This is a genomic window from Ectopseudomonas oleovorans, assembly GCF_003052605.1.
Classification (GTDB): Bacteria; Pseudomonadota; Gammaproteobacteria; order Pseudomonadales; family Pseudomonadaceae; genus Aquipseudomonas; species Aquipseudomonas oleovorans_A.
Map to the genome: position 1 here is coordinate 39,080 of NZ_QASO01000026.1, position 19,589 is coordinate 58,668.

Here is a 19,589-nt window from a genome sequence, read left to right on the forward strand (position 1 = left end):
TCAGCGGCGTGCCCGTCAGTGCAGTGCCTGATCGTTATATCGCCCGTTATGCCGCTCGCTGAAGAGCGACCGGCGATGCCGAACAGTCATGGCTGAGCAGTCTTGCGCAGGTGCACCGCCCAGAGCGCGGCACATCTGCTGTGCGACGCTCTGATTCGCGGTGGGGCGTTATGCCTATCCCATTCGCGGGTAGGGTGGCGGCGGTTTGGATCAGGCGGAGGTGGCCTGGCGGTTCGACAGTATGGTCAGCAGGCCTTGTGCATGTTCGGCAGCATCGATGCCCAGACTGGTCAGATAGCCGCCATCGGCCTGGCTGACCAGACCTTTTTCATAAAGACGGGTGATGGCGCCCTGCGCCTTGAATGAAGCGTTGTTATGCACCTTGAGCCCCTCCTGGTGGTTGTCCAGATTATACAGGACGAGGATTTCCAGCTCGTCGATCAGGTCAGCGGTGAATGCCTTCATGGTGACTCCGTCTTGTTGTTGTGGCGCTCCTGCAGTGTAGAGCCATGTACCGGGCTCTGACCATCGCCGCGTTGCGGGTGGGTGAGAATCAGCTTTCCGCCGGCAGTTCCGGCAGGGCGCGTAACGCCTGCTCGTACCAGGTACCATCGAAGGGGCGATCCTCGCGCAGCATGGCGTCGACTTCATGGGCCAGCACCAGCGCCATCAGCTCGAGGATTTCCTCGCGCGCGTAGCCGACCAGCGTCAGCTTGTTGTACACCGCCTTGGCGGCGGCCGGCTCGCCGCTTTCCAGCTGGTTCTCGATGGCCTGGATCAGGGTGGCCTCGGCGAAGTCTTCGTCGTTGTCGTCGTGTTCGCTCATGGGGGCACCATGTTTGGGGAGGGGTTGGCCACGGAGCATGTGGGCACCGTGGCGCCAGGTCACTCGCGGTTGGCGATTTTCTGCAGATTCTCGTGGATCTTGAAGATCACGACCAGCAATTCGCACCAGATGCGCACGGCGATGGCGCCGCCGACCAGGGTGGCGAGGCCCACGAGGATAGAGCCATTGAAGATCAGGCCGATGCTGCTGACGAGTACGCCGAGCAGGCCAAGCCAGTAGACCACCGTGATGATGGTGGTGGTGAGCATGGTGTCGAAGAAGAATAGGGAGCGCATGTCATTTCCTTGTAGTGAGCTATGCCCGAGCCGAGTGGTCGGGGTGATCGTCATGATCCGCGCCAGAGTAGCAACATCGGCGTGACGGGTTCCAGAGTGCCATCTGTGCGGCCTGTCACGCCGCCATGCAGTGCTGGTGGGAGGGGCAGGTGCAACTCGCCAGTTCTGTATTGGCGGCTGCCCTACGAACCTGCGGCGAAGTCCAGCAGCGCCTGACCCGTCAGGCGGTAGGTGGTCCATTCGCTCTGCGGGCGGGCGCCGAAGGATTCGTAGAAGTCGATGGCGGGGGTATTCCAGTCCAGCACTGACCATTCGAAGCGGCCATAACCGCGAGCCACGGCCACTTGCGCAAGATGGCGCAGCAGTGCCTTGCCGGCACCCAGGCCACGTGCTTCAGGGCTGATGTAGAGGTCTTCGAGGTACAGGCCGTGCTTGCCCAGCCAGGTGGAGTAGTTGAAGAAGTACACCGCATAGCCGATGGGCTGACCGTTGTGCTCGCAGATCAGGCCGTGGGCCGTGCTGCCGTCGGCGAATAGGCTGTCGCGGATGCCGGCAGCATCGGTCTTCACTTCATGCTCGGCTTTTTCATAGATGGCCAGTTCGGTGATGAAACGCAGGATCAGCTCGGCGTCATCAGCGGTGGCGGGGCGGATGGTCAGGGACATTGGCGTATCTCGTGAATGGTCAGCCGTAGGTCAGGGTCAACCACGTCAGTGGCAAGCCCACCAGGCAAAGGAAACCGAATGCAGCGACCCAGGCTGTGCGCGAACCCATTGGGTCGTCCACACGTAGCGGCAGGCTTGGGTAGCGGCCCAGCGTCAGTAGCCGCAGGGCCAGCCAGCCGGTGCTGTACAGAATGTAGCCAACCACGACCTCGAGTACGAACTCGGCGAGTAACACCAGGCCACGCAGCAATAATTCGAACATGGGAATTCCTTTTCCCTGATGGCCCCCGTGGGCGTTAACGAGCCGCCAGCAATTCGCGGCCACGCAGCACCGCTGCGCGCACCTGAGCCGGTGCCGTGCCGCCGATATGGTCGCGGGCATTCACCGAGCCTTCCAGGGTCAGCACGGCGAACACGTCCTGTTCGATCTGCTCGCTGAACTGGCGCAGCTCGTCGAGGCTCATCTCGGCCAGGTCCTTGCCGCTGTCGACGCCGTACTTCACGGCATGGCCGACGATCTCGTGGCAGTCGCGGAAGGGCAGGCCCTTGCGTACCAGGTAATCGGCCAGGTCGGTGGCGGTGGAGAAGCCGCGCAGCGCCGCCTCGCGCATGATCTCGCGCTTGGGTTTGATCGCCGGCACCATGTCGGCAAAGGCGCGCAGGCTGTCGCGCAGGGTGTCGGCGGCGTCGAACAGCGGTTCCTTGTCTTCCTGGTTGTCCTTGTTGTAGGCCAGCGGCTGGCCTTTCATCAGGGTCAACAGGCCGGTCAGGGCGCCGAACACGCGGCCGGTCTTGCCGCGCACCAGCTCGGGCACGTCCGGGTTCTTCTTCTGCGGCATGATCGAGCTGCCGGTGCAGAAACGATCCGGCAGGTCGATGAACTGGAACTGCGCGCTGGTCCACAGCACCAGTTCTTCGGAGAAGCGTGACAGGTGCATCATCGCCAGCGAGGCAGCGGCGCAGAATTCGATGGCGAAGTCGCGATCCGACACGCCGTCCAGCGAGTTGCCGCCCACGGCGTCGAAGCCCAGCAGTTCGGCGGTGATCTCGCGCTGGATCGGGTAGGTGGTGCCGGCCAGCGCCGCCGAGCCCAGCGGCATGCGATTGGTGCGCTTGCGGCAGTCGACCAGACGTTCGTAATCGCGCGACAGCATCTCGAACCAGGCCAGCAGATGATGACCGAAGGTCACCGGCTGGGCGGTCTGCAGGTGGGTGAACCCCGGCATGATGGTGTCCGCTTCGGCTTCGGCCAATCCCAGCAGGCCCTGCTGCAGGCGAGTGATCTCGGCGAGGATGATGTCGATTTCGTCGCGCAGCCACAGGCGGATATCGGTGGCCACTTGATCGTTGCGCGAACGACCGGTGTGCAGCTTCTTGCCAGTAACGCCGATGCGGTCGGTCAGACGCGCTTCGATGTTCATGTGCACGTCTTCCAGATCGACGCGCCAGTCGAACTGGCCGGCTTCTATCTCACCCTGGATCTGCTTGAGCCCATCAATGATGGTGTCACGCTCGGCATCGGTGAGGACGCCGACCTTGGCCAGCATGCTGGCGTGGGCGATGGAGCCCATGATGTCGTGGCGATACAGGCGCTTGTCGAATTCGACCGAGGCGGTGAAGCGGGCGACGAAGGCGTCGACAGGTTCGCTGAAGCGGCCGCCCCAGGATTGGTTGGTTTTTTCGCTGCTCATGGCACTTGCTCTGGTTCGGGCTCTGGATCGGGCGGCCGCGTCGGCGGCCGGCATGGCGGACAAAGTGCGTCGATAATAACAGGGTCGGCAGGCGTTTCGCCGGGGCGCGTTCGCCGTTGGGCGTTCGATGGCGTTGTCGGCTGCTTCACAATTTTGCCCTGAAGGCGGCATTTCGGTGCTTTATTTCGCTCGGCTGGAGCCGTCTGGCTTGCCGGCTCGCAGGGCGACAAGGAAACTGCGTCGATGCACAGACAATCCTCTACCAAGAATAAATACAACGCCGCTATCGACGACTTCTTCGTCCCGGAACTGTGTCAGCCCGAAGCGCTGCTGAGCATGGTGCTGTTGGCCGAGTTGCTGGTATTGGTATTGGTGCTCGCCGAACCGATGACGCCGGGGTTCGACTGGGTACGCCTGGCCCTGACTTCACTGTTCGTGCAGTGGATCGTGCTGCTGTCGGCTGCTGTGCTCTGCCGCTTGCGGCCGCTGCTGGCGCGTCTGCGCCCCGCGTTGGCTGGGGGGCTGTGCTGCGCGCTGGTGGTGCTGCTGACCCTGGGTTGTACGGCCGTGGCCGACTATTACGAGCTGGGCGGGCCGCTGCCGCGCAGTGGTGAAGTGAATCTTTATCTGCGTCATGCGTTGATCAGCCTGATCATGTCCGCACTGCTGCTACGCTATTTCTATCTGCAGAGCCAATGGCGTCGGCAGGAACAGGCCGAGCTGCGCGCGCGGATCGAATCGTTGCAGGCGCGGATTCGCCCGCACTTTCTGTTCAACAGCCTCAACAGCATCGCCAGCCTGGTCACGCTCGATCCGTACAAGGCCGAGCAGGCGGTGCTGGATCTGTCCGATCTGTTTCGCGCCAGCCTGGCCAAACCTGGCACGCTGGTACCGTGGAAGGAGGAACTGGAACTGGCGAAACGATATCTATCGATCGAGCACTATCGGCTCGGCGAGCGACTACAGTTGCAGTGGGAGGTCGAAGGTGTGCCGGAGGATCTGCCGATTCCCCAGCTGACCTTGCAGCCTCTGTTGGAGAATGCGCTGATCTATGGCATCGCGCCGCGTATCGAAGGCGGCCTGGTGCGGGTCGAGGCGGATTACCAGGATGGTGTGTTCAGCTTGTGTGTCAGCAATCCGTATGAAGAGCGGGGCGAGCAGCATCCGTCACGGGGAACGCAGCAAGCGCTGAGTAATATCGATGCGCGCCTGGCGGCACTTTTTGGGCCGAGGGCGAGTCTCAGCGTGGAGCGCCGTGACGGCCGTCACTACAGCTGTCTACGCTATCCTTGTGCGAGACTCACGCAGGAAGCCAGAGCAATATGAATGTCCTGATCGTCGATGACGAACCCCTTGCCCGCGAGCGCCTGAGCCGCATGGTCGGTGAGCTCGAGGGGTACCGGGTCCTGGAGCCCGCCGCCAGCAATGGCGAGGAAGCCCTGACCCTGATTGATAACCTCAAGCCGGATGTGGTCCTGCTGGATATCCGCATGCCCGGCCTCGACGGCCTGCAGGTGGCTGCCAAATTGTGCGAGCGCGAAGCGCCGCCAGCGGTGATATTTTGCACGGCGCATGATGAGTTCGCCCTGGAAGCCTTCCAGGTCAGTGCAGTGGGCTATCTGGTCAAGCCTGTGCGGCCTGAGAGCCTGAGCGAAGCGCTGAAAAAGGCCGAGCGGCCCAATCGTGTGCAGTTGGCCGCCCTGACTCGTCCCGCAGCGGAGACTGGCGGTGGCCCGCGTACCCATATCAGTGCCCGTACCCGCAAGGGCATCGAGCTGATTCCACTGGATCACGTGGTCTACTTCATCGCTGACCACAAATACGTCACCCTGCGTCACGAGGGTGGTGAAGTCCTGCTGGATGAGCCGCTGAAGGCGCTGGAAGACGAGTTCGGTGATCGCTTCGTGCGCATCCATCGCAATGCGCTAGTGGCGCGCGAGCGCATCGAGCGCCTGCAGCGCACCCCGCTCGGCCACTTTCAACTGTTCCTCAAAGGTCTGGACGGCGACTCGCTGGTGGTCAGTCGCCGTCATGTGGCCGGTGTACGCAAACTGATGCAGTCTCTATAAGGGCGCGCCGGCTGCGGCCTATGGCCGCCTCCTTCCGCCGGCGCCGGGCGAGCCTGTTATGATTTGCGGCAATCGGTTTTCTGGAATTGCCTCATGTCCCGCGAAATTCGCATCGCCACCCGTAAGAGCGCCCTGGCCCTGTGGCAGGCCGAGTATGTCAAAGCCCGTCTGGAGCAGGCCCACCCTGGTCTGAAGGTCAGCCTGGTGCCCATGGTCAGCCGCGGCGACAAGCTGCTCGACGCGCCGCTGGCGAAGATCGGTGGCAAGGGGCTGTTCGTCAAGGAGCTGGAAACCGCACTGCTGGAAAACGAAGCCGACATCGCCGTGCACTCGATGAAGGACGTGCCGATGGACTTTCCCGAAGGGCTGGGCCTGTACTGCATTTGCGAGCGTGAAGACCCGCGCGACGCCTTCGTCTCCAACACCTATGCCAGCCTCGATGCGCTGCCGCCCGGCAGTGTGGTCGGCACCTCCAGCCTACGCCGTCAGGCCCAGCTGCTGGCGCGCCGGCCCGATCTGAAAATCCAGTTCCTGCGCGGCAACGTCAATACCCGCCTGGCCAAGCTCGATGCCGGCGAGTACGACGCCATCATCCTTGCCGCCGCCGGCCTGATTCGCCTGGGCTTCGAAGACCGCATCCGCAGCTCGATCAGCGCCGAGGACAGCCTGCCGGCCGGTGGCCAGGGCGCCGTGGGCATCGAGTGCCGCAGTGCCGACAGCGACGTGCATGCCTTGCTGGCGCCGCTGCATCACCGTGACACCGCGCTACGAGTCACCGCCGAGCGCGCGCTGAACAAGCACCTCAATGGCGGCTGCCAGGTCCCTATCGCCTGCTATGCCCTGCTCGAAGATGACCAGCTGTGGCTGCGCGGCCTGGTCGGCCAGCCTGACGGCGGCCTGTTGCTGCGCGCCGAAGATCGCGCCGCCAGTAGCGATGCCGAGGCTCTGGGTGTGCGTGTCGCCGAGGCGTTGCTGGCGCAAGGGGCTGACGCCATTCTCCAGGCCGTTTATGGTGAGGCCGGTCACCCTTGAGCGCTTGGCGCCTGTTGCTGACGCGTCCTGCCGAGGATTGTGCGGCGCTGGCGCAGACCCTGGCTGCGCAGGGTGTCGTCAGCCACTGCATGCCGCTGCTGGCCATCGAGGCACTGGACGAGACACCCGAGCAGCGCAGCGCCTTTGCCGATTTGCAGCGTTACTGCGCGGTGATCGTGGTCAGTAAGCCGGCAGCCCGAATTGGCCTGCAGCTCTTGGCGCAGCATGGGGCGCCGACGCCTGATCTGCCCTGGTTCAGTGTCGGCGCGGCTACCGCTGCGGTACTCGCCGAGCAAGGCTTGGGCGTACATTTTCCCGACTTGGGCGATGACAGCGAAGCGCTGCTCGCTCTGCCTGCACTGCAGCAGGCCGTCGCGGCACCTGCACCGCGCGTGCTGATCCTGCGCGGCGAAGGTGGCCGAGAATTCCTCGCCGAAAGCTTGCGCAGCCAAGGTGTGAGCGTCGACTATCTGCCACTGTATCGCCGCGTGCTGCCGCAGTATGCGCCGGGCGAGCTGAGCCGACAGGTGCGAGCGGAACGCCTGAACGGCCTGGTTGTCAGCAGTGGGCAGGGTTTCGAACACCTGCTGCAGCTAGCCGGCGATGACTGGTCGGCGTTGGCTCGGCTACCCTTGTTCGTACCCAGCCCGCGCGTCGCCGAACAGGCCCGCGCTGCGGGTGCCCAGATCGTTGTGGACTGTCGCGGCGCCAGTGCCGCGGCCTTGCAGGCAGCTTTGGAGCAGTTTCCGGCTGCTGCCCTCTAAAAGGACGGATACGTGAGCGAAGCATCCACCCCGAACACGCCAGAAGATAAACCGGCCAGCGAAGCCGTGAAACCCACACCTGCACCGCCACCGGTTAAGGCATCACGCAGTGGCGGTGGTAGCGGCCTTGCCGCATTTGCCCTGCTGATTGGCCTGGCTGGCGCCGGTGCTGGCGGCTGGAGCCTGTGGCAACTGCATGCAATGCAGAGCAGGGACCTGCAGCAGGCCGAAGACCTGCAGCGCACCCGTGACGACAGTGCGAAGAAAGTGGATGAGCTGGCCCAACGCCTCGACTCGCGTCTGTCCGCCCTGCCCAGTGCGGCCGAGCTGGACGAGCGCCGTCGCCTGTTGGCCAATCTGCAGAGCGATCAGCAGCGTCTGAGCCAGCGCCTGGAAAGCGTGCTCGATGGTAGCCGCCAGGATTGGCGTCTGGACGAGGCCGAACACCTGCTGCGCTTGGCCACCTTGAGATTGTCTGCGCTGCAGGACGTCGCCAGCGCTGAAGCGCTGGTACTGGCCGCCGATGAAATCCTCCGCGAGCAGGACGACCCTGCCGCATTCGCCGCCCGTGAGCAGCTCAGCCGTAGTCTCGAAGCCCTGCGCACCACCGAACGCCCGGACCGCGTCGGCCTGTTCCTGCAGCTGGGCGCCTTGCGTGAGCAGGCCGCTACCCTCAATCCACTGGCGCCGACCTTCGAAGGGCAGGGTGACGTGCTCTCCGACCTGGCAGCCGAAGGCGACGGCAGTGCCTGGTGGAGCGAGTGGGCGAAGAAGCTGTCGGAGTACTTCCGTATCGAGTTCGACGCCGATCGCAACGTGCGTCCGCTGCTGTCCGGGCAAAGCCTGTCGCAGGTGCGCCTGAGCCTGTCGCTGGCTCTGGAACAGGCGCAGTGGGCCGCACTGCATGGTCAGACCGATGTGTACAAGCAGTCGCTGAAACAGGCCGAGGAAATCCTCGATGCCCACTTCAACCTGGACAACCCGGACAGTCGCGCGCTGCGCCAGCGCCTCGGCGAGCTGGCTGATGCCAGCATCGAGGTCAAGGTGCCGGATCTGAGCGAGTCGCTCGATGCACTGCAGGCCTACCTGCAACGCAAGCAGGCGCAACGTCGGCAGGGGGCCGCGGCGGCCGAGGAGGCGCAATGAGACGCCTGATCTGGCTCCTGTTATTGCTGGCCATTGCCGCCGGGCTGTATCTGCTCAGTCTGGCCATCGAGGCCGACCGCGGTTATGTGCTGTTCGCCTACCAGGGCTTTCGCTACCAGTCCGGCCTGTGGGCATTCCTTGGCCTGCTGGTGGTCGTGGTGGTGCTGTACTACCTGATCAAGTGGACACTGCGTTTGTTGCTCAGCTCGACACGGCTGGCCAACCCCTGGTCGCGTCTGCATCGTAACCGCCGTGTGCGCCTGGCTTCCGAGCAGGGCATGCTCGACCTGGCCGAAGGTCGCTGGGCGCGTGCCCAGCGTCAACTGACCCGTGCCGCCGAAGCCGACAGTCAACCATTGATGTATTACCTCGGCGCTGCTCGTGCCGCCAGCAAGCTTGGCGATCACGAGCAGAGCGACGCATTGCTCGAACGCGCACTGAACAAGCAACCCCAGGCCGAGCTGGCGATTGCCCTAACCCACGCCGAACTGCAGCGTAACCGCGGCGACAGCGATGCGGCACTGGAAACCCTGCAGGCCATGCGTGAGCGCCACCCAGGCCATCACCTGGTGCTGCGACAATTGCAGCGTCTGTATCTGCAGCGCCAGGACTGGTCGGCACTACTTGGCTTGCTGCCCGAGTTGCGCAAGGAAAAGGCGCTGCCCGCCGCAGAACTCGACGAACTGGAGCGCGAAACCTGGCGTGGTCGCCTGGCCGATGCCGGCCTGGCTGGCCAGGGCCATGGCGAAACTGCACTTCAGCCGCTGACGCAAGCCTGGCAGCAGCTGTCCACGTCACTGCGTCAGGAGCCTGAGCTGATCGCCACCTATGTCGAGCAACTGCGTCGACTGGGCGCGCAGGAAGAAGCCGAGGAAGTGCTGCGCAGTGCGCTCAAGCGTGGTTACGACAGCCGTCTGGCACGCTTCTACGGTGTGCTGCGTGGTGCCGACCCGGCGCGTCAGCTGCAAACGGCCGAACTCTGGCTCAAGCAGCATCCGCAGGATCCTGCCCTGCTGTTGACCCTGGGCCGTCTGAGCCTGCAGAACCAGTTGTGGGGCAAGGCGCGAGACTATTTCGAGGCCAGTCTGAAGCTCGAGCGCCACCCGGAAACCTGCGCCGAGCTGGCGCGTCTGCTGGCGCAATTGGGCGAGTTGGAACGCAGCAATCAGCTGTTGCTGGAAAGCCTCGGTCTGTTGCATCAGGGCCTGCCACCGCTGCCGCAACCGCAGGGCGTGACGGCCTGAATGGATGCGGCTGATTGCCGCAGCGCACTCGCCGTACGGACGGAGGGGCGTTCGGGCATGATGAACAGCCTGCTCTGAGTCATGGGGCGCCTTGAAAGGCGCCCTCGCTTTCCTCTACCGTACTGCCCTCGATTTCCCTCCCGGAGCCACCATGCACTTGGCCAGCCCGCGTCCCCTGTTTTTCCTGGCATTCATCGGCTGCGTACTGCTGATGGCGGCTGCGTTGTACCTGGAACATGTCGTCGGCCTGGAACCCTGCCCGATGTGCGTGCTGCAGCGAATCTGCGTGATTCTGTTCGGCGTGGTCTGCCTGATCGCTGCGCTCCATGGGCCGGGGAGTCTCGGTCGTCGCATCTATGCGGTGCTGGCACTGCTGTTCGCCGGCGCTGGCGCCGCTACCGCTGGCCGGCAGATCTGGCTGCAGAGCGTGCCGGCCGATCAGCTCGAAGCCTGCCTGCCCAGCCTCGAGTTCATGATGGAAGCCCTGCCGATGCAGGACATCGTGCGCCTGGTGTTCCAGGGCAGCGCTGACTGTGCCGAGGTGAAGTGGACGCTGTTTGGCATGAGCATCCCCGAGTGGAGCCTGCTCGGTTTCATCGGCATGCTGGGTTTCTGCCTGTTCCAGCTGCTGCGTCGCGATTGAGAATGCGAATTGTACGAAGCCACGCGGGTCGTGGCTTCGGGATTAAACGCTCGTATGAAACTTTCTCGCGGCGATGCCTTGATGGTGGGTGCCCACGAGCATAATCTGGCTCGCACGCACCGCCGGAAAAATGCCATTTTGCGGTTGCCTTCCCAAGGCCAAGCACCGATTGACAGAAAAACGTCTCGGCAGCGGACGTATAACAGGCATTATCGATAAGGGAAGCGGGGTTCATCATGCTTGAGAGTTGCCAGAATGCACAGGAACGTTGGGGTGGGGTTCACCAGCTGATCGATCGCTGGCTGGGTGAACGCCGCGAACTGGTACGGGCTTACACTACCCTTACCAAGGCGCCGCAGGCGCCAGCCATCAACTGTGAGTCTCTGCAGGGTTTCTGCGAGTTGCTGGTGGACTACGTGTCTGCTGGTCACTTCGAGGTCTACGAGCAGCTGACCAACGAGGCCAAGGCCTTCAACGACCAACGTGGTCTGGAGCTGGCCAAGCAGATCTACCCGCGTATCGAAGCCATTACGGCGGTCGCGCTGGCGTTCAATGACCACTGCGACAATGGCGATTGTCGCGACAGCACGTCGCTGGTGGCAGAGCTCAATCATCTGGGGCAGTTGCTGCACGAGCGCTTCGAGTTGGAAGACTGCCTGATTGAAGTGCTGCACAACGCTCATCAGGAACAGGCCGCCGAAGCGCTCTGAGCCCGTGCTGGCAATGGTCCGGAGCACTCCGGGCCGTCAGGCTGACGCCAGTCAGTCAAGCGTCGCCGCATCAAATTTGTAGGAGCGGCGCCTCGCCGCGAATCCGGACGGTGCGCACTTGAGCGCACTTGAAAAGCTTCGCCCCGGGGCGGGGCTCCTACGCAAGGCCGCGCCAGCAACCTGATCGGATCGGCATCAGGCCGGCAGGCTGGCCTTCAGTCGGCCACGTCGAGCAGGCGTAGATCGAACACCAGTGGCGCATAGGGCGGTATCAGGTCGCCCGCACCTTCCTCCCCGTAAGCCTGATCCGATGGAATCACCAGGCGCCAGTGAGCGCCTTTCGGCATTTGCAGCAGTGCGCTGCGCCAGCCGCCGATCAGGCTGTCCAGGCGAAACCACTGCGGTGTGCTGCTCTCGTCGAAGACGCTGCCGTCCGCCAGTTCGCCGCGGTAGCTCACCTGTACTCGGCTGCGAGCGGTGGGCGTCGGGCCGCTGCCAGGGCTGAGCTCCGTCACCAGCACGCCATTGGCCAGCGTCCGCACGTTCGGGCGGCGCCCTTGGTCGGCGAGAAAGCGCTGCTCGGTTTCGATGGCTTTGGTGTGGCGCTGTGGCGAGGCTTCGATACGCGCTTCGTGTTCATCCAGCAGCTGCTCGATTCGACCTGCGTCGAGTCGCAGGGGCTTGCCCTCGTAGGCCTGGCGCAAGCCTTCGAGCAGCTCGCTCAGCGGCAGGTCTGGCACCTCGTCGTGCAGGCGCTCGCCAAGACGCACGCCGAGGCTGTAGGCCAGATCCTGCTGGTGCTGGTCAGCCTGTACGCCCAGGCTGCAGCAGATAGCGAGGGCGGCTAGTACGGCGCGGCTCATTACGGTGTCTCCCGATCAAGATGCTTAGGGGCTGTTGAGGTTACGCGGCGCCGCAGCGTACGCTGAAACGGCAAAAGGCCTCGGCGATTATGCCAGCGCGGTTCGGCATCTGCTCGGCTCGCCAAAAGGCCTATGGCGAGCCCTCGCGGCTGCGTCTAGTATGGGCGCGTTCACATCCGCCAGGAGGCGCGCCATGTCGGCCAAGAAGAAGTCCATCACTACCCCGTTGCACCTGCTGCACCAACTGTCTGCCAGCCTGCTCGAGCACCTGGAAAATGCCTGCTCGCAAGCGCTGATTGACGCCGAGAAACTGCTCGCCAAGCTGGAGAAGCAGCGCGGCAAGGCGCAGGAAAAACTGCACAAGGCTCGCAGCAAGCTGCAGGACGCTGCTGTTGCCGGCAAGGCCAAGGCGCAAGCCAAAGCCAAGGACGCAGTCGCCGAGTTGGAGGAACTGCTCGACTCGCTCAAGGCCAGCCAGAGCGAAACCCGCACCTACATCGCCCAGCTCAAGCGTGATGCCCAGGAAAGCCTGAAGCTGGCACAGGGCGTAGGCAAAGTGAAGGAAGCCGCTGGTAAGGCGCTGGATGTACGCGAGGCCAACGCCGCTGCTCCGGCCGCCAAACCGGCTACTGCCAAACCGGCGAGCAAACCCGTCGCCAAGCCAGTAGCGAAACCGGCGGCAGCCAGCAAACCTGCGGCTAAGCCAGCTGCCAGCAAGGCTGTTGCGGCAAAACCCGCTGCGCCGAAAGCTGCCGCCAAACCGGCAGCCAAGCCTGCTGCAGCAAAAGCACCGGCCAAGCCCGCAGCAGCCAGTAAACCGGTCGCCAAACCCGCTGCTACGCCGGCTGCCAAGGCCACGCCTGCAAAACCCGCGAGCAAACCGGTCAGCAAGCCGGCTGCGGTGAAGAAACCAGCCGCTGCCAAGTCTCCGGCGAAGAAGGCTCCGGCCAAGCCAGCAGTTGCCAAGCCAGTCGCCGCAGCGGTTGCTGCGGCCGCCCCTGCTGCTCCTGCGACCACCAATGGGGCCACCGCCCCGGATACTCCGAGCGCGTCCTAAGGGCGATCAACGGCGCCGCGTAGCACCTGCAGCGCGGCGCTGTTCCCTCCGGCCAGGCGAATCAGCCAATCGTCTCCGCCTGCCTCGTTTGGCCAGTTCTCGGCCAGTGCCTGCAAACGATCGAGCAATACCCGCTCGGCCTGCAGTTCCAGTTTCTTGACCTGCTCACGTAAGGCTGCCAGTTCCGCATCCTGGCTTGCATTCGCGCGCCAGTCTTGGCGTACCTGACGCAAGGGTGCGATCACCTCGCGTTGCCAAGGGGCAGCCGCTTGCTGCAGTGCCTGCAGGCGCTCATCTAGGCAGCGCACACCGCGCCGCTGCAACCAGGCACCGGTCAGCAGCAGGCAAACGTCACTGCCTGTTTCCTGCAACTCCAGACAGGCCTGTTCCACGCCTGCTCTGGCGTAGAGTTCGAGGGCGAAATTCCACAGATCCTGCACGCGGCCTCCGGGGCGATTTGGTAGACTCCGCCGCCATTATGATCCGACTCCAGAACCTCACTCTACAGCGTGGCCCGCAGCGTCTTCTCGAAGGCGCCGAGCTGACCCTGCACGCCGGTCACAAGGCCGGCCTGATCGGTGCCAATGGCGCCGGTAAATCCAGCCTGTTCGCCCTGTTGCGTGGCGAGCTGACGCCTGATGCCGGCGATTGCCTGCTGCCCGGTGATTGGCGCATCGCCCATATGCGTCAGGAGGTCGACAACCTCGATCGGCTGGCGGTGGATTACGTGCTCGACGGCGATCACAACCTGCGCCGCGTGCAGGCCGAACTGGCTGCCGCCGAGCAGGCGCATGATGGTGCGGCCATCGCTCGCCTGCACAGCGAGCTGGACAGCGCCGACGGCTATACCGCTGATGCCCGTGCGCGCAAGCTGCTGGCCGGCCTGGGGTTCGAGAACGCGCAGATGGATCGCCGCGTCGGCGACTTCTCCGGTGGCTGGCGCATGCGCCTGAACCTGGCCCAGGCGCTGATGTGCCCGTCCGACCTGCTGCTGCTCGACGAGCCGACCAACCACCTGGATCTGGACGCGATTCTCTGGCTGGAAGGCTGGCTGCAAAACTACCCCGGCACCTTGCTGCTGATTTCCCATGACCGCGATTTTCTCGATGCAGTGGTCGACCACGTCGCCCATGTCGAACAGCGCAAGCTGAACCTCTATCGTGGCGGCTACACGGCCTTCGAGCGCACCCGTGCCGAGCGTCTGGCCCAGCAGCAACAGGCCTACGAGAAGCAGCAGGCGCAGCGCGCGCACATGGAAAAGTACATCGCCCGCTTCAAGGCCCAGGCCACCAAGGCCCGTCAGGCGCAGAGCCGGATCAAGGCCCTGGAGCGCATGGAAGAGCTGAGCGCGGCGCATGTCGACTCGCCCTTCGACTTCGTCTTCCGCGAGGCCGACAAGATTTCCACACCACTGCTCAGCCTCAGCGAAGGTCGCCTCGGTTATGGCGACAAGACCGTGCTGCAGCAGGTCAAGCTGAGCCTGGTGCCCGGCGCGCGCATTGGCCTGCTCGGCCCCAATGGTGCGGGCAAGTCGACGCTGATCAAGAACCTGTCGGCCGAACTGCAGCCGCTCGGTGGCAGCCTGACCCGCGGCGAAAACCTGGTGATCGGCTACTTCGCTCAGCATCAGCTCGATTCACTGGACGACAAGGCCAGCCCGCTGCTGCACCTGCAGCGTCTGGCGCCCAGCGAGCGCGAGCAGACCTTGCGCGATTTTCTCGGCGGCTTCGACTTCCGTGGCGCGCGTTGCGACGAGCCGGTGGTGAACTTCTCCGGTGGCGAGAAGGCACGTCTGGCCTTGGCGCTGATCGCCTGGGGCAAGCCCAATCTGCTGCTGCTCGATGAGCCGACCAACCACCTCGACCTGGAAATGCGCCTGGCACTGACCATGGCTTTGCAGGAGTTCGCCGGTGCCGTGGTGGTGGTCTCGCACGATCGCCATCTCCTCAAGAGCACCACTGACGAGTTCCTGCTGGTCGCTGAAGGCCGTGTGGTGCCGTTCGACGGCGATCTGGACGACTATGCGCGCTGGCTGGTCGATTACCGTCAGCGTCAGGCGCCAGCGAGTGCGCCGGCCGAAGGTAGCGCGGACAAGACCGACAAGCGCGCCCAGCGCCAGGCTGCTGCGGCGTTGCGCCAGCAACTGGCACCGCACAAGAAGCAGGCGGAAAAGCTCGAACAGGAGCTGGGCAAGGTGCAGGAAAAGCTCGCCGCCGTCGAAACCCAGCTGGGCGACAGCGGTCTGTACGAGTCCGCGCGCAAGGATGAGCTGCGCCAGCGCCTGGCCGAACAGGCACAGCTCAAGACCCGCGAGGCCGAGCTTGAGGAAGCCTGGCTGCTGGCGCTGGAAACCCTGGAGGCGTTGCAGCAGCAACTGGAGGAAGCCGAGTGATGGAACAGTTAGATTTGCTGATGGCCTGGCGCGACCCGCTGATTCGCACTGGCCAGGTACTGCTGATCATCCTGCTGGCGTGGGTTGCCCAACGCATTCTGACCCGTGCCATCAGCCGTCTCGGCGCGCGTTACAGCCTGCTGCCGCCAGAAGTGCTGCAGCCGCTGCGGGGGCTGGTGCGCTGGCTGATCATGGGCAGCGCACTGCTCATGGTGCTGGAGCGCCTGGGGGTTTCGGCCACCGTGCTGTGGACGGCGCTGACCGGCTTCACTGCTGTCGCCGCGGTGGCGTTCTTCGCCATCTGGAGCGTGCTGTCGAACATGTTCTGTGCGCTGCTGATCTTCACCATGGGGCCGTTCCGTATCGGCGACACGGTCGAGGTGATCGATAGCGCTGACAAGCCGGGTGTGAAGGGTAGGGTCATCGCCATCAACCTGTTCTACACCACCCTGCAGGACCTCACTGAGGATGCCTCCGGCGCCGTGTTGCAGGTGCCCAACAGTCTGTTCTTCCAGAAGTCGGTGCGCCGCTGGCGCTGAGCATGGCGCCAGGAGTAGGCTGTAGCGCTATTTTCCTGATTTCAGCTACCCGAGGTACGCATCATGGCATTGGAAACCTGGCTCGCTTTCTTCGTCGCCTGCTGGGTGATCAGCCTGTCGCCGGGCGCCGGTGCCGTGGCCTCGATGTCTGCCGGTATGCAGTACGGCTTCTGGCGCGGTTACTGGAACGCGCTCGGTTTGCAGCTCGGTCTGGCGCTGCAGATCGCCATCGTCGCCGCCGGTGTGGGCGCCATCCTCGCGACTTCGGCACTGGCCTTCAGCCTGATCAAGTGGTTCGGCGTGGCCTATCTGATGTTTCTCGCCTACAAACAGTGGGTCGCGCTGCCCAGCGATCTGGATGCCGGCGCGGCTGAGCGTCCTATCGGCCGGCCACTGAGCCTGGTGCTGCGTGGTTTTCTGGTCAACTTCAGCAATCCCAAGGCCATCGTCTTCATGCTTGCGGTACTGCCGCAGTTCATCGATCCGCACGCGCCGCTGGTGGCGCAGTATCTGGTCATGGGCGTGACCATGATCAGCGTCGATCTGATCGTCATGGCCGGCTATACCGGTCTTGCCTCGCGTGTACTGCGCCTGCTGCGCACGCCGCGCCAGCAGCGCGTGATGAATCGCAGTTTCGCCGCCTTGTTCGCAGCTGCGGCCGGCCTGTTGGCGACGGTCAAGCGCGCGGCAGTCTGAGTTTCGGTCGCTATCGTTCAACGCTGGCCGATGGCGTTTGCCAGGGATGTTCTGAAAAAGCCATTCATCGTCACTCCCGCGAAGGCTGGAGCCCAGGTGATTCGCAAGTTCTGCATGCCCGCCTGTGCGGGCCAGGCGGTTCTTCAGGTTCCGCTTGGCAGTTTGTTACTGAATATTTCATATCCTTCTTGTGCTCAATCGTTAAGCCAGCAACAATTTAATGCCACCCATTCTCGTTTGGGATGCATTAATGACCCGCTTTCGCTTCTCTCTTTCCTGGCTGATGCTGCCTTTGCTGGCCAGCCTGAGCCTCGCGCCTGCTGGCATACTGGCCGCTGGTTTCTCTGCGGAAGTAGCTGCATGCGTGTATGGATCGACGCCGACGCCTGCCCTCGGGCGGCGCGGGATCAGGTGGTCAAGTTCGCCCTCAAGCGGGGCTTCGAAGTGGTGCTGGTGGCCGGGCAGGCCGTGGCGCGGCCGAACTTCGCCTGCGTAAAACTGATTGTGGTGCCCAGCGGGCCGGATGCGGCCGATGATCATCTGGTGGAACATGCGGTGCCCGGCGAGCTGGTGATCTGCAGCGATGTGCCGCTGGCCGACCGCCTGGTGAAGAAGGGCGTCGCCGCACTCGACCCGCGTGGTCGCGAGTTCGACGAGCGCAACATGGGCGAGCGTCTGGCGGTACGTAATCTGTTCACCGACCTGCGCGAGCAGGGGCAGGTGGGTGGTGGCCAGGCGCCGTATTCGGAAAAGGACCGGCAGGCCTTCGCCAATGCGCTGGATCGGATTCTCACACGGCTGAGTCGCTAGCTGCCTCGGCTACCGAGGCAATGACCGTAGGAGCGAGCTCTGCTCGCGAATTTCCTGGGGCAGGGCGCTTCGCGAGCAGAGCTCGCTCCTACAAAGGCATCCGTTCAGACGCACAGTTGTAGCCTGGGCGGACTCCGTCAGCCACACAGATAGGTGCCGGTGCCAACCGCCACCAGCACGCCCTCGTCGTTATGCAGCTCCATACGAATCACCGCCACCTTGTTGCCGGCGCGCAGTGGCGTGGCCGTGGCAGTGAAACGCTGACCGCGACCGGGGCGCAGGTAGTCGATGCGCAGATCGATGGTGCCGAGCTTGGACAGTTTGCTCATGCGTTCGGCTGGCGGCAGGTGCTGGTGGTTGGCGAAGGCGCCGATCAGCGCCATGGCGCCGCCGCAGACGTCGAGCAGCGAGGAAATCACCCCGCCGTGCAGGATGCCGTGGACGAAGTTGCCGATCAGTTCGGGCTTCATCGGCAGGTGCATGGTCACCCGCTCGGAGCTCAGCTCATCGAGCTCGATGCCGAGCACCTGATTGAAGGGAATGCGCTGGAAGAAACTGGCCACCGCCTGTTGCAGGTCGGGGCTGAGGACGAAGGGCTGGGACATGGCAGGGGCTCCGGGAAATCCTGCCGCCACGCTGCCGCAGCCCAAGCGGTTTGACCAGCGGCGCGGCCAGACTGCCCTGGCCAATGACCGAAGCGCCCTGTAGTGGTGCTGGTTGGTAGGGTGGGGCGGGCGGCGTTGCGCTTTATCCCACATTGATCGCCATTGGTGGGCTAAAGCCCACCCTACAGATCGATGCTGAAGCTTAAGCGGAACGCTTCCCGCCCACCCTACAAAGCCCCTACATAGCGTAAGTCAGTGGTGCGCCAGCTCCAGTACACGGTCGACCAGTTTGTTGATGCCCGACGCTGCCTCGGCGATGGACTGGGCGAGCATGTAGGCCGGCGTGGTCACCAGCTTGCGCTGGCTGTCTTCGATGATGTCGCTGACCTCGCACTCATGGTGCTCGGCGCCCATCTGGGTCAGGGCGGCGGCGGTGTCATGATCGCTGCCGATGGTGCAGACCACGCCGGCACCGAAGATCTTCGCCGCCAGTACCGGGGCGATGCACATCAGGCCGACCGGCTTGCCGGCATCGACGAAGGCCTTGCATGCGGCCAGTACGTCCGGCTGCACGGTGCAGCCGGCGCCACTGGTGGCGAAGTCGGAGAGGTTCTTCGCTACGCCGAAGCCGCCGGGCAGGATCAGTGCGTCGAACTCGGCCACATGCAGCTCTTTTACGTCCTTGATCTTGCCGCGGGCAATGCGCGCCGATTCCACCAGGACGTTGCGCGTCTCGTCCATCTCGTCGCCGCTGTAGTGATCGACCACGTGCAACTGCGGCACGTTGGGAGCGAAGCACTGCACCTCGGCGCCACGCTGGTCGAGGCGCAGCAGGGTGATCACGCTTTCATGGATCTCGGCGCCATCGTAGACGCCACAGCCGGACAGAATCACTGCCACTTTCTTGCTCATGCTCGACTCCTGGTGAGGAAAGACGCGACCTTCAGTGGGCGCGGGTGTTACCGAATCCTGGATTGTCGCCAAATGCCACTTGCGCTGTCACTTGTCGCCGCGAAGCCTGGCGAACCTGCGCATAGGATGAATAACAGCGCATTCCCGACACAAAGTACAACGATACGGCGCAGTCATGGATTATGTTCTCTACGCAGTGCCCTTCTTCTTTCTGCTGATCGGCCTGGAGCTGCTCGCCGACCGCTGGCGCGGCATGCACACCTATCGCCTGGCTGATGCAATCAACAGTCTCAGTGCTGGTGTTTTGTCGCAAGCCACCGGCCTGCTCACCAAGGTGCTCGGCCTGCTCACCTACGCCTTCGCCTGGGAGCATCTGGCGCTGTTCGAGTTGTCTGACAGCAGCCTCTGGGTGTGGCTCTTCGCCTTCGTCCTCTATGACTTCTGCTACTACTGGAACCACCGCCTGGGTCATGAGCGCAACGTGCTCTGGGCCGCGCATGCGGTGCACCACCAGAGCGAGGACTACAACCTTTCCACTGCGTTACGGCAAACCAGCACCGGCTTTATTTTCCATCGAAAGGTTAAAACCACCGGCTTTCAGCCGGTGAGCTTTAGCGCCACCATGCGGG

The 19,589-nt window shown here is 63.8% G+C and carries 24 protein-coding genes; 14 read left to right on the forward strand and 10 right to left on the reverse strand.

Translation table 11 applies throughout. The annotated features are described in order from the left end of the window. Positions 1 to 210: 210 nt before the first annotated feature. The 6 genes from DBO86_RS04155 to argH all read right to left on the reverse strand — a co-directional run bounded on the left by DBO86_RS04155 (position 211) and on the right by argH (position 3,478). Positions 211 to 465 (reverse strand): TIGR02647 family protein, encoded by a 255-nt coding sequence (locus DBO86_RS04155; RefSeq protein ID WP_108233048.1) that lies wholly within the window; start codon positions 463 to 465, stop codon positions 211 to 213. A gap of 88 nt (positions 466 to 553) precedes the next feature. Then, positions 554 to 826 (reverse strand): hypothetical protein, encoded by a 273-nt coding sequence (locus tag DBO86_RS04165; protein ID WP_108233049.1) that lies wholly within the window; start codon positions 824 to 826, stop codon positions 554 to 556. A 59-nt stretch (positions 827 to 885) separates the two neighbouring features. Beyond that, the gene (locus DBO86_RS04170; RefSeq protein ID WP_003458561.1) at positions 886 to 1,122 is read right to left on the reverse strand and encodes a DUF4282 domain-containing protein; all 237 of its coding nucleotides are present in this window, start codon (positions 1,120 to 1,122) and stop codon (positions 886 to 888) included. Positions 1,123 to 1,304: 182 nt separating this feature from the next. Continuing rightward, positions 1,305 to 1,787, reverse strand: coding sequence for a GNAT family N-acetyltransferase (locus tag DBO86_RS04175; protein ID WP_108233050.1), 483 nt, complete (start codon positions 1,785 to 1,787; stop codon positions 1,305 to 1,307). Positions 1,788 to 1,806: 19 nt separating this feature from the next. Beyond that, positions 1,807 to 2,049, reverse strand: coding sequence for a hypothetical protein (locus DBO86_RS04180; RefSeq protein ID WP_084341067.1), 243 nt, complete (start codon positions 2,047 to 2,049; stop codon positions 1,807 to 1,809). 34 nt (positions 2,050 to 2,083) lie between these two features. Further along, positions 2,084 to 3,478 (reverse strand): argininosuccinate lyase, encoded by a 1,395-nt coding sequence (gene argH / locus DBO86_RS04185; RefSeq protein ID WP_108233051.1) that lies wholly within the window; start codon positions 3,476 to 3,478, stop codon positions 2,084 to 2,086. 243 nt (positions 3,479 to 3,721) lie between these two features. Here argH and DBO86_RS04190 point away from each other — a divergent pair, with 243 nt between their 5' ends. The 8 genes from DBO86_RS04190 (at position 3,722) to rsd (ending at position 11,086) form a co-directional block, all read left to right on the forward strand. Continuing rightward, positions 3,722 to 4,804: a sensor histidine kinase gene (locus DBO86_RS04190; protein ID WP_017678316.1), complete on the forward strand. Its 1,083-nt coding sequence runs from the start codon at positions 3,722 to 3,724 to the stop codon at positions 4,802 to 4,804. Beyond that, positions 4,801 to 5,547 carry a LytR/AlgR family response regulator transcription factor gene (locus DBO86_RS04195; RefSeq protein ID WP_003458569.1) on the forward strand — a complete coding sequence of 249 codons (747 nt, stop codon included), beginning with the start codon at positions 4,801 to 4,803 and terminating at the stop codon, positions 5,545 to 5,547. The genes DBO86_RS04190 and DBO86_RS04195 overlap by 4 nt, the downstream gene beginning before the upstream one ends. A 93-nt stretch (positions 5,548 to 5,640) precedes the next feature. Continuing rightward, positions 5,641 to 6,579: a hydroxymethylbilane synthase gene (gene hemC, locus DBO86_RS04200; protein ID WP_108233052.1), complete on the forward strand. Its 939-nt coding sequence runs from the start codon at positions 5,641 to 5,643 to the stop codon at positions 6,577 to 6,579. Continuing rightward, the gene (locus DBO86_RS04205) at positions 6,576 to 7,343 is read left to right on the forward strand and encodes a uroporphyrinogen-III synthase (RefSeq protein ID WP_108233053.1); all 768 of its coding nucleotides are present in this window, start codon (positions 6,576 to 6,578) and stop codon (positions 7,341 to 7,343) included. The genes hemC and DBO86_RS04205 overlap by 4 nt, the downstream gene beginning before the upstream one ends. A 12-nt stretch (positions 7,344 to 7,355) precedes the next feature. Beyond that, positions 7,356 to 8,489 (forward strand): uroporphyrinogen-III C-methyltransferase, encoded by a 1,134-nt coding sequence (locus DBO86_RS04210; RefSeq protein WP_108233054.1) that lies wholly within the window; start codon positions 7,356 to 7,358, stop codon positions 8,487 to 8,489. Next, positions 8,486 to 9,733, forward strand: a complete 1,248-nt coding sequence (locus DBO86_RS04215) for a heme biosynthesis HemY N-terminal domain-containing protein (protein ID WP_108233055.1) — start codon at positions 8,486 to 8,488, stop codon at positions 9,731 to 9,733. Before DBO86_RS04210 ends, DBO86_RS04215 begins: the two co-directional genes overlap by 4 nt. Before the next feature lie 151 nt (positions 9,734 to 9,884). Continuing rightward, on the forward strand, positions 9,885 to 10,376 hold the full coding sequence (locus DBO86_RS04220) for a disulfide bond formation protein B (protein WP_108233056.1): 492 nt from the start codon (positions 9,885 to 9,887) through the stop codon (positions 10,374 to 10,376). Positions 10,377 to 10,612: 236 nt separating this feature from the next. Beyond that, entirely contained in the window at positions 10,613 to 11,086 is a 474-nt protein-coding gene (gene rsd / locus DBO86_RS04225; RefSeq protein WP_108233057.1) for a sigma D regulator, read from the forward strand. A gap of 215 nt (positions 11,087 to 11,301) precedes the next feature. Here the strand turns inward: rsd and DBO86_RS04230 are convergent, their stop codons facing one another. Continuing rightward, the gene (locus tag DBO86_RS04230; protein ID WP_108233058.1) at positions 11,302 to 11,949 is read right to left on the reverse strand and encodes an FKBP-type peptidyl-prolyl cis-trans isomerase; all 648 of its coding nucleotides are present in this window, start codon (positions 11,947 to 11,949) and stop codon (positions 11,302 to 11,304) included. Between the two features lie 193 nt (positions 11,950 to 12,142). On the opposite strand from DBO86_RS04230, the gene DBO86_RS04235 reads away from it, so the two are divergent. Continuing rightward, positions 12,143 to 13,006, forward strand: coding sequence for an AlgP family protein (locus DBO86_RS04235; RefSeq protein WP_108233059.1), 864 nt, complete (start codon positions 12,143 to 12,145; stop codon positions 13,004 to 13,006). On the opposite strand, the gene DBO86_RS04240 is transcribed toward DBO86_RS04235, so the two are convergent. Beyond that, positions 13,003 to 13,446 (reverse strand): TIGR02444 family protein, encoded by a 444-nt coding sequence (locus DBO86_RS04240; protein WP_074857555.1) that lies wholly within the window; start codon positions 13,444 to 13,446, stop codon positions 13,003 to 13,005. The genes DBO86_RS04235 and DBO86_RS04240 overlap by 4 nt on opposite strands. A gap of 38 nt (positions 13,447 to 13,484) precedes the next feature. Here DBO86_RS04240 and DBO86_RS04245 point away from each other — a divergent pair, with 38 nt between their 5' ends. From DBO86_RS04245 to DBO86_RS04260, 4 genes are all read left to right on the forward strand, one after another. Continuing rightward, positions 13,485 to 15,398: an ATP-binding cassette domain-containing protein gene (locus tag DBO86_RS04245; protein WP_108233060.1), complete on the forward strand. Its 1,914-nt coding sequence runs from the start codon at positions 13,485 to 13,487 to the stop codon at positions 15,396 to 15,398. After that, positions 15,398 to 15,937, forward strand: coding sequence for a mechanosensitive ion channel family protein (locus tag DBO86_RS04250; protein ID WP_108233061.1), 540 nt, complete (start codon positions 15,398 to 15,400; stop codon positions 15,935 to 15,937). The genes DBO86_RS04245 and DBO86_RS04250 overlap by 1 nt, the downstream gene beginning before the upstream one ends. Positions 15,938 to 16,000: 63 nt before the next feature. After that, positions 16,001 to 16,633, forward strand: a complete 633-nt coding sequence (locus DBO86_RS04255; RefSeq protein ID WP_074857546.1) for a LysE family transporter — start codon at positions 16,001 to 16,003, stop codon at positions 16,631 to 16,633. Between the two features lie 360 nt (positions 16,634 to 16,993). Continuing rightward, positions 16,994 to 17,443 (forward strand): YaiI/YqxD family protein, encoded by a 450-nt coding sequence (locus tag DBO86_RS04260; protein WP_004373364.1) that lies wholly within the window; start codon positions 16,994 to 16,996, stop codon positions 17,441 to 17,443. 137 nt (positions 17,444 to 17,580) lie between these two features. Here the strand turns inward: DBO86_RS04260 and DBO86_RS04265 are convergent, their stop codons facing one another. After that, complete coding sequence (locus DBO86_RS04265) at positions 17,581 to 18,048, reverse strand: thioesterase family protein (protein ID WP_003458608.1); 468 nt, start codon at positions 18,046 to 18,048, stop codon at positions 17,581 to 17,583. A gap of 252 nt (positions 18,049 to 18,300) precedes the next feature. Next, positions 18,301 to 18,960, reverse strand: a complete 660-nt coding sequence (gene elbB / locus DBO86_RS04270; protein WP_074857541.1) for an isoprenoid biosynthesis glyoxalase ElbB — start codon at positions 18,958 to 18,960, stop codon at positions 18,301 to 18,303. Positions 18,961 to 19,135: 175 nt separating this feature from the next. Here elbB and DBO86_RS04275 point away from each other — a divergent pair. Then, the coding region (locus DBO86_RS04275; RefSeq protein ID WP_244185509.1) for a sterol desaturase family protein at positions 19,136 to 19,589 on the forward strand (454 nt) is incomplete at its 3' end.

Bases quoted from the DNA above. Each gene is read 5' to 3' on its own strand.
- DBO86_RS04155 (WP_108233048.1), bottom strand. From the start codon at position 465: ATGAAGGCATTCACCGCTGACCTGATCGACGAGCTGGAAATCCTCGTC.
- DBO86_RS04165 (WP_108233049.1), bottom strand. From the start codon at position 826: ATGAGCGAACACGACGACAACGACGAAGACTTCGCCGAGGCCACCCTG.
- DBO86_RS04170 (WP_003458561.1), bottom strand. From the start codon at position 1,122: ATGCGCTCCCTATTCTTCTTCGACACCATGCTCACCACCACCATCATC.
- DBO86_RS04175 (WP_108233050.1), bottom strand. From the start codon at position 1,787: ATGTCCCTGACCATCCGCCCCGCCACCGCTGATGACGCCGAGCTGATC.
- DBO86_RS04180 (WP_084341067.1), bottom strand. From the start codon at position 2,049: ATGTTCGAATTATTGCTGCGTGGCCTGGTGTTACTCGCCGAGTTCGTA.
- argH (WP_108233051.1), bottom strand. From the start codon at position 3,478: ATGAGCAGCGAAAAAACCAACCAATCCTGGGGCGGCCGCTTCAGCGAA.
- DBO86_RS04190 (WP_017678316.1), top strand. From the start codon at position 3,722: ATGCACAGACAATCCTCTACCAAGAATAAATACAACGCCGCTATCGAC.
- DBO86_RS04195 (WP_003458569.1), top strand. From the start codon at position 4,801: ATGAATGTCCTGATCGTCGATGACGAACCCCTTGCCCGCGAGCGCCTG.
- hemC (WP_108233052.1), top strand. From the start codon at position 5,641: ATGTCCCGCGAAATTCGCATCGCCACCCGTAAGAGCGCCCTGGCCCTG.
- DBO86_RS04215 (WP_108233055.1), top strand. From the start codon at position 8,486: ATGAGACGCCTGATCTGGCTCCTGTTATTGCTGGCCATTGCCGCCGGG.
- DBO86_RS04220 (WP_108233056.1), top strand. From the start codon at position 9,885: ATGCACTTGGCCAGCCCGCGTCCCCTGTTTTTCCTGGCATTCATCGGC.
- rsd (WP_108233057.1), top strand. From the start codon at position 10,613: ATGCTTGAGAGTTGCCAGAATGCACAGGAACGTTGGGGTGGGGTTCAC.
- DBO86_RS04230 (WP_108233058.1), bottom strand. From the start codon at position 11,949: ATGAGCCGCGCCGTACTAGCCGCCCTCGCTATCTGCTGCAGCCTGGGC.
- DBO86_RS04235 (WP_108233059.1), top strand. From the start codon at position 12,143: ATGTCGGCCAAGAAGAAGTCCATCACTACCCCGTTGCACCTGCTGCAC.
- DBO86_RS04245 (WP_108233060.1), top strand. From the start codon at position 13,485: ATGATCCGACTCCAGAACCTCACTCTACAGCGTGGCCCGCAGCGTCTT.
- DBO86_RS04250 (WP_108233061.1), top strand. From the start codon at position 15,398: ATGGAACAGTTAGATTTGCTGATGGCCTGGCGCGACCCGCTGATTCGC.
- DBO86_RS04255 (WP_074857546.1), top strand. From the start codon at position 16,001: ATGGCATTGGAAACCTGGCTCGCTTTCTTCGTCGCCTGCTGGGTGATC.
- DBO86_RS04260 (WP_004373364.1), top strand. From the start codon at position 16,994: ATGCGTGTATGGATCGACGCCGACGCCTGCCCTCGGGCGGCGCGGGAT.
- DBO86_RS04265 (WP_003458608.1), bottom strand. From the start codon at position 18,048: ATGTCCCAGCCCTTCGTCCTCAGCCCCGACCTGCAACAGGCGGTGGCC.
- elbB (WP_074857541.1), bottom strand. From the start codon at position 18,960: ATGAGCAAGAAAGTGGCAGTGATTCTGTCCGGCTGTGGCGTCTACGAT.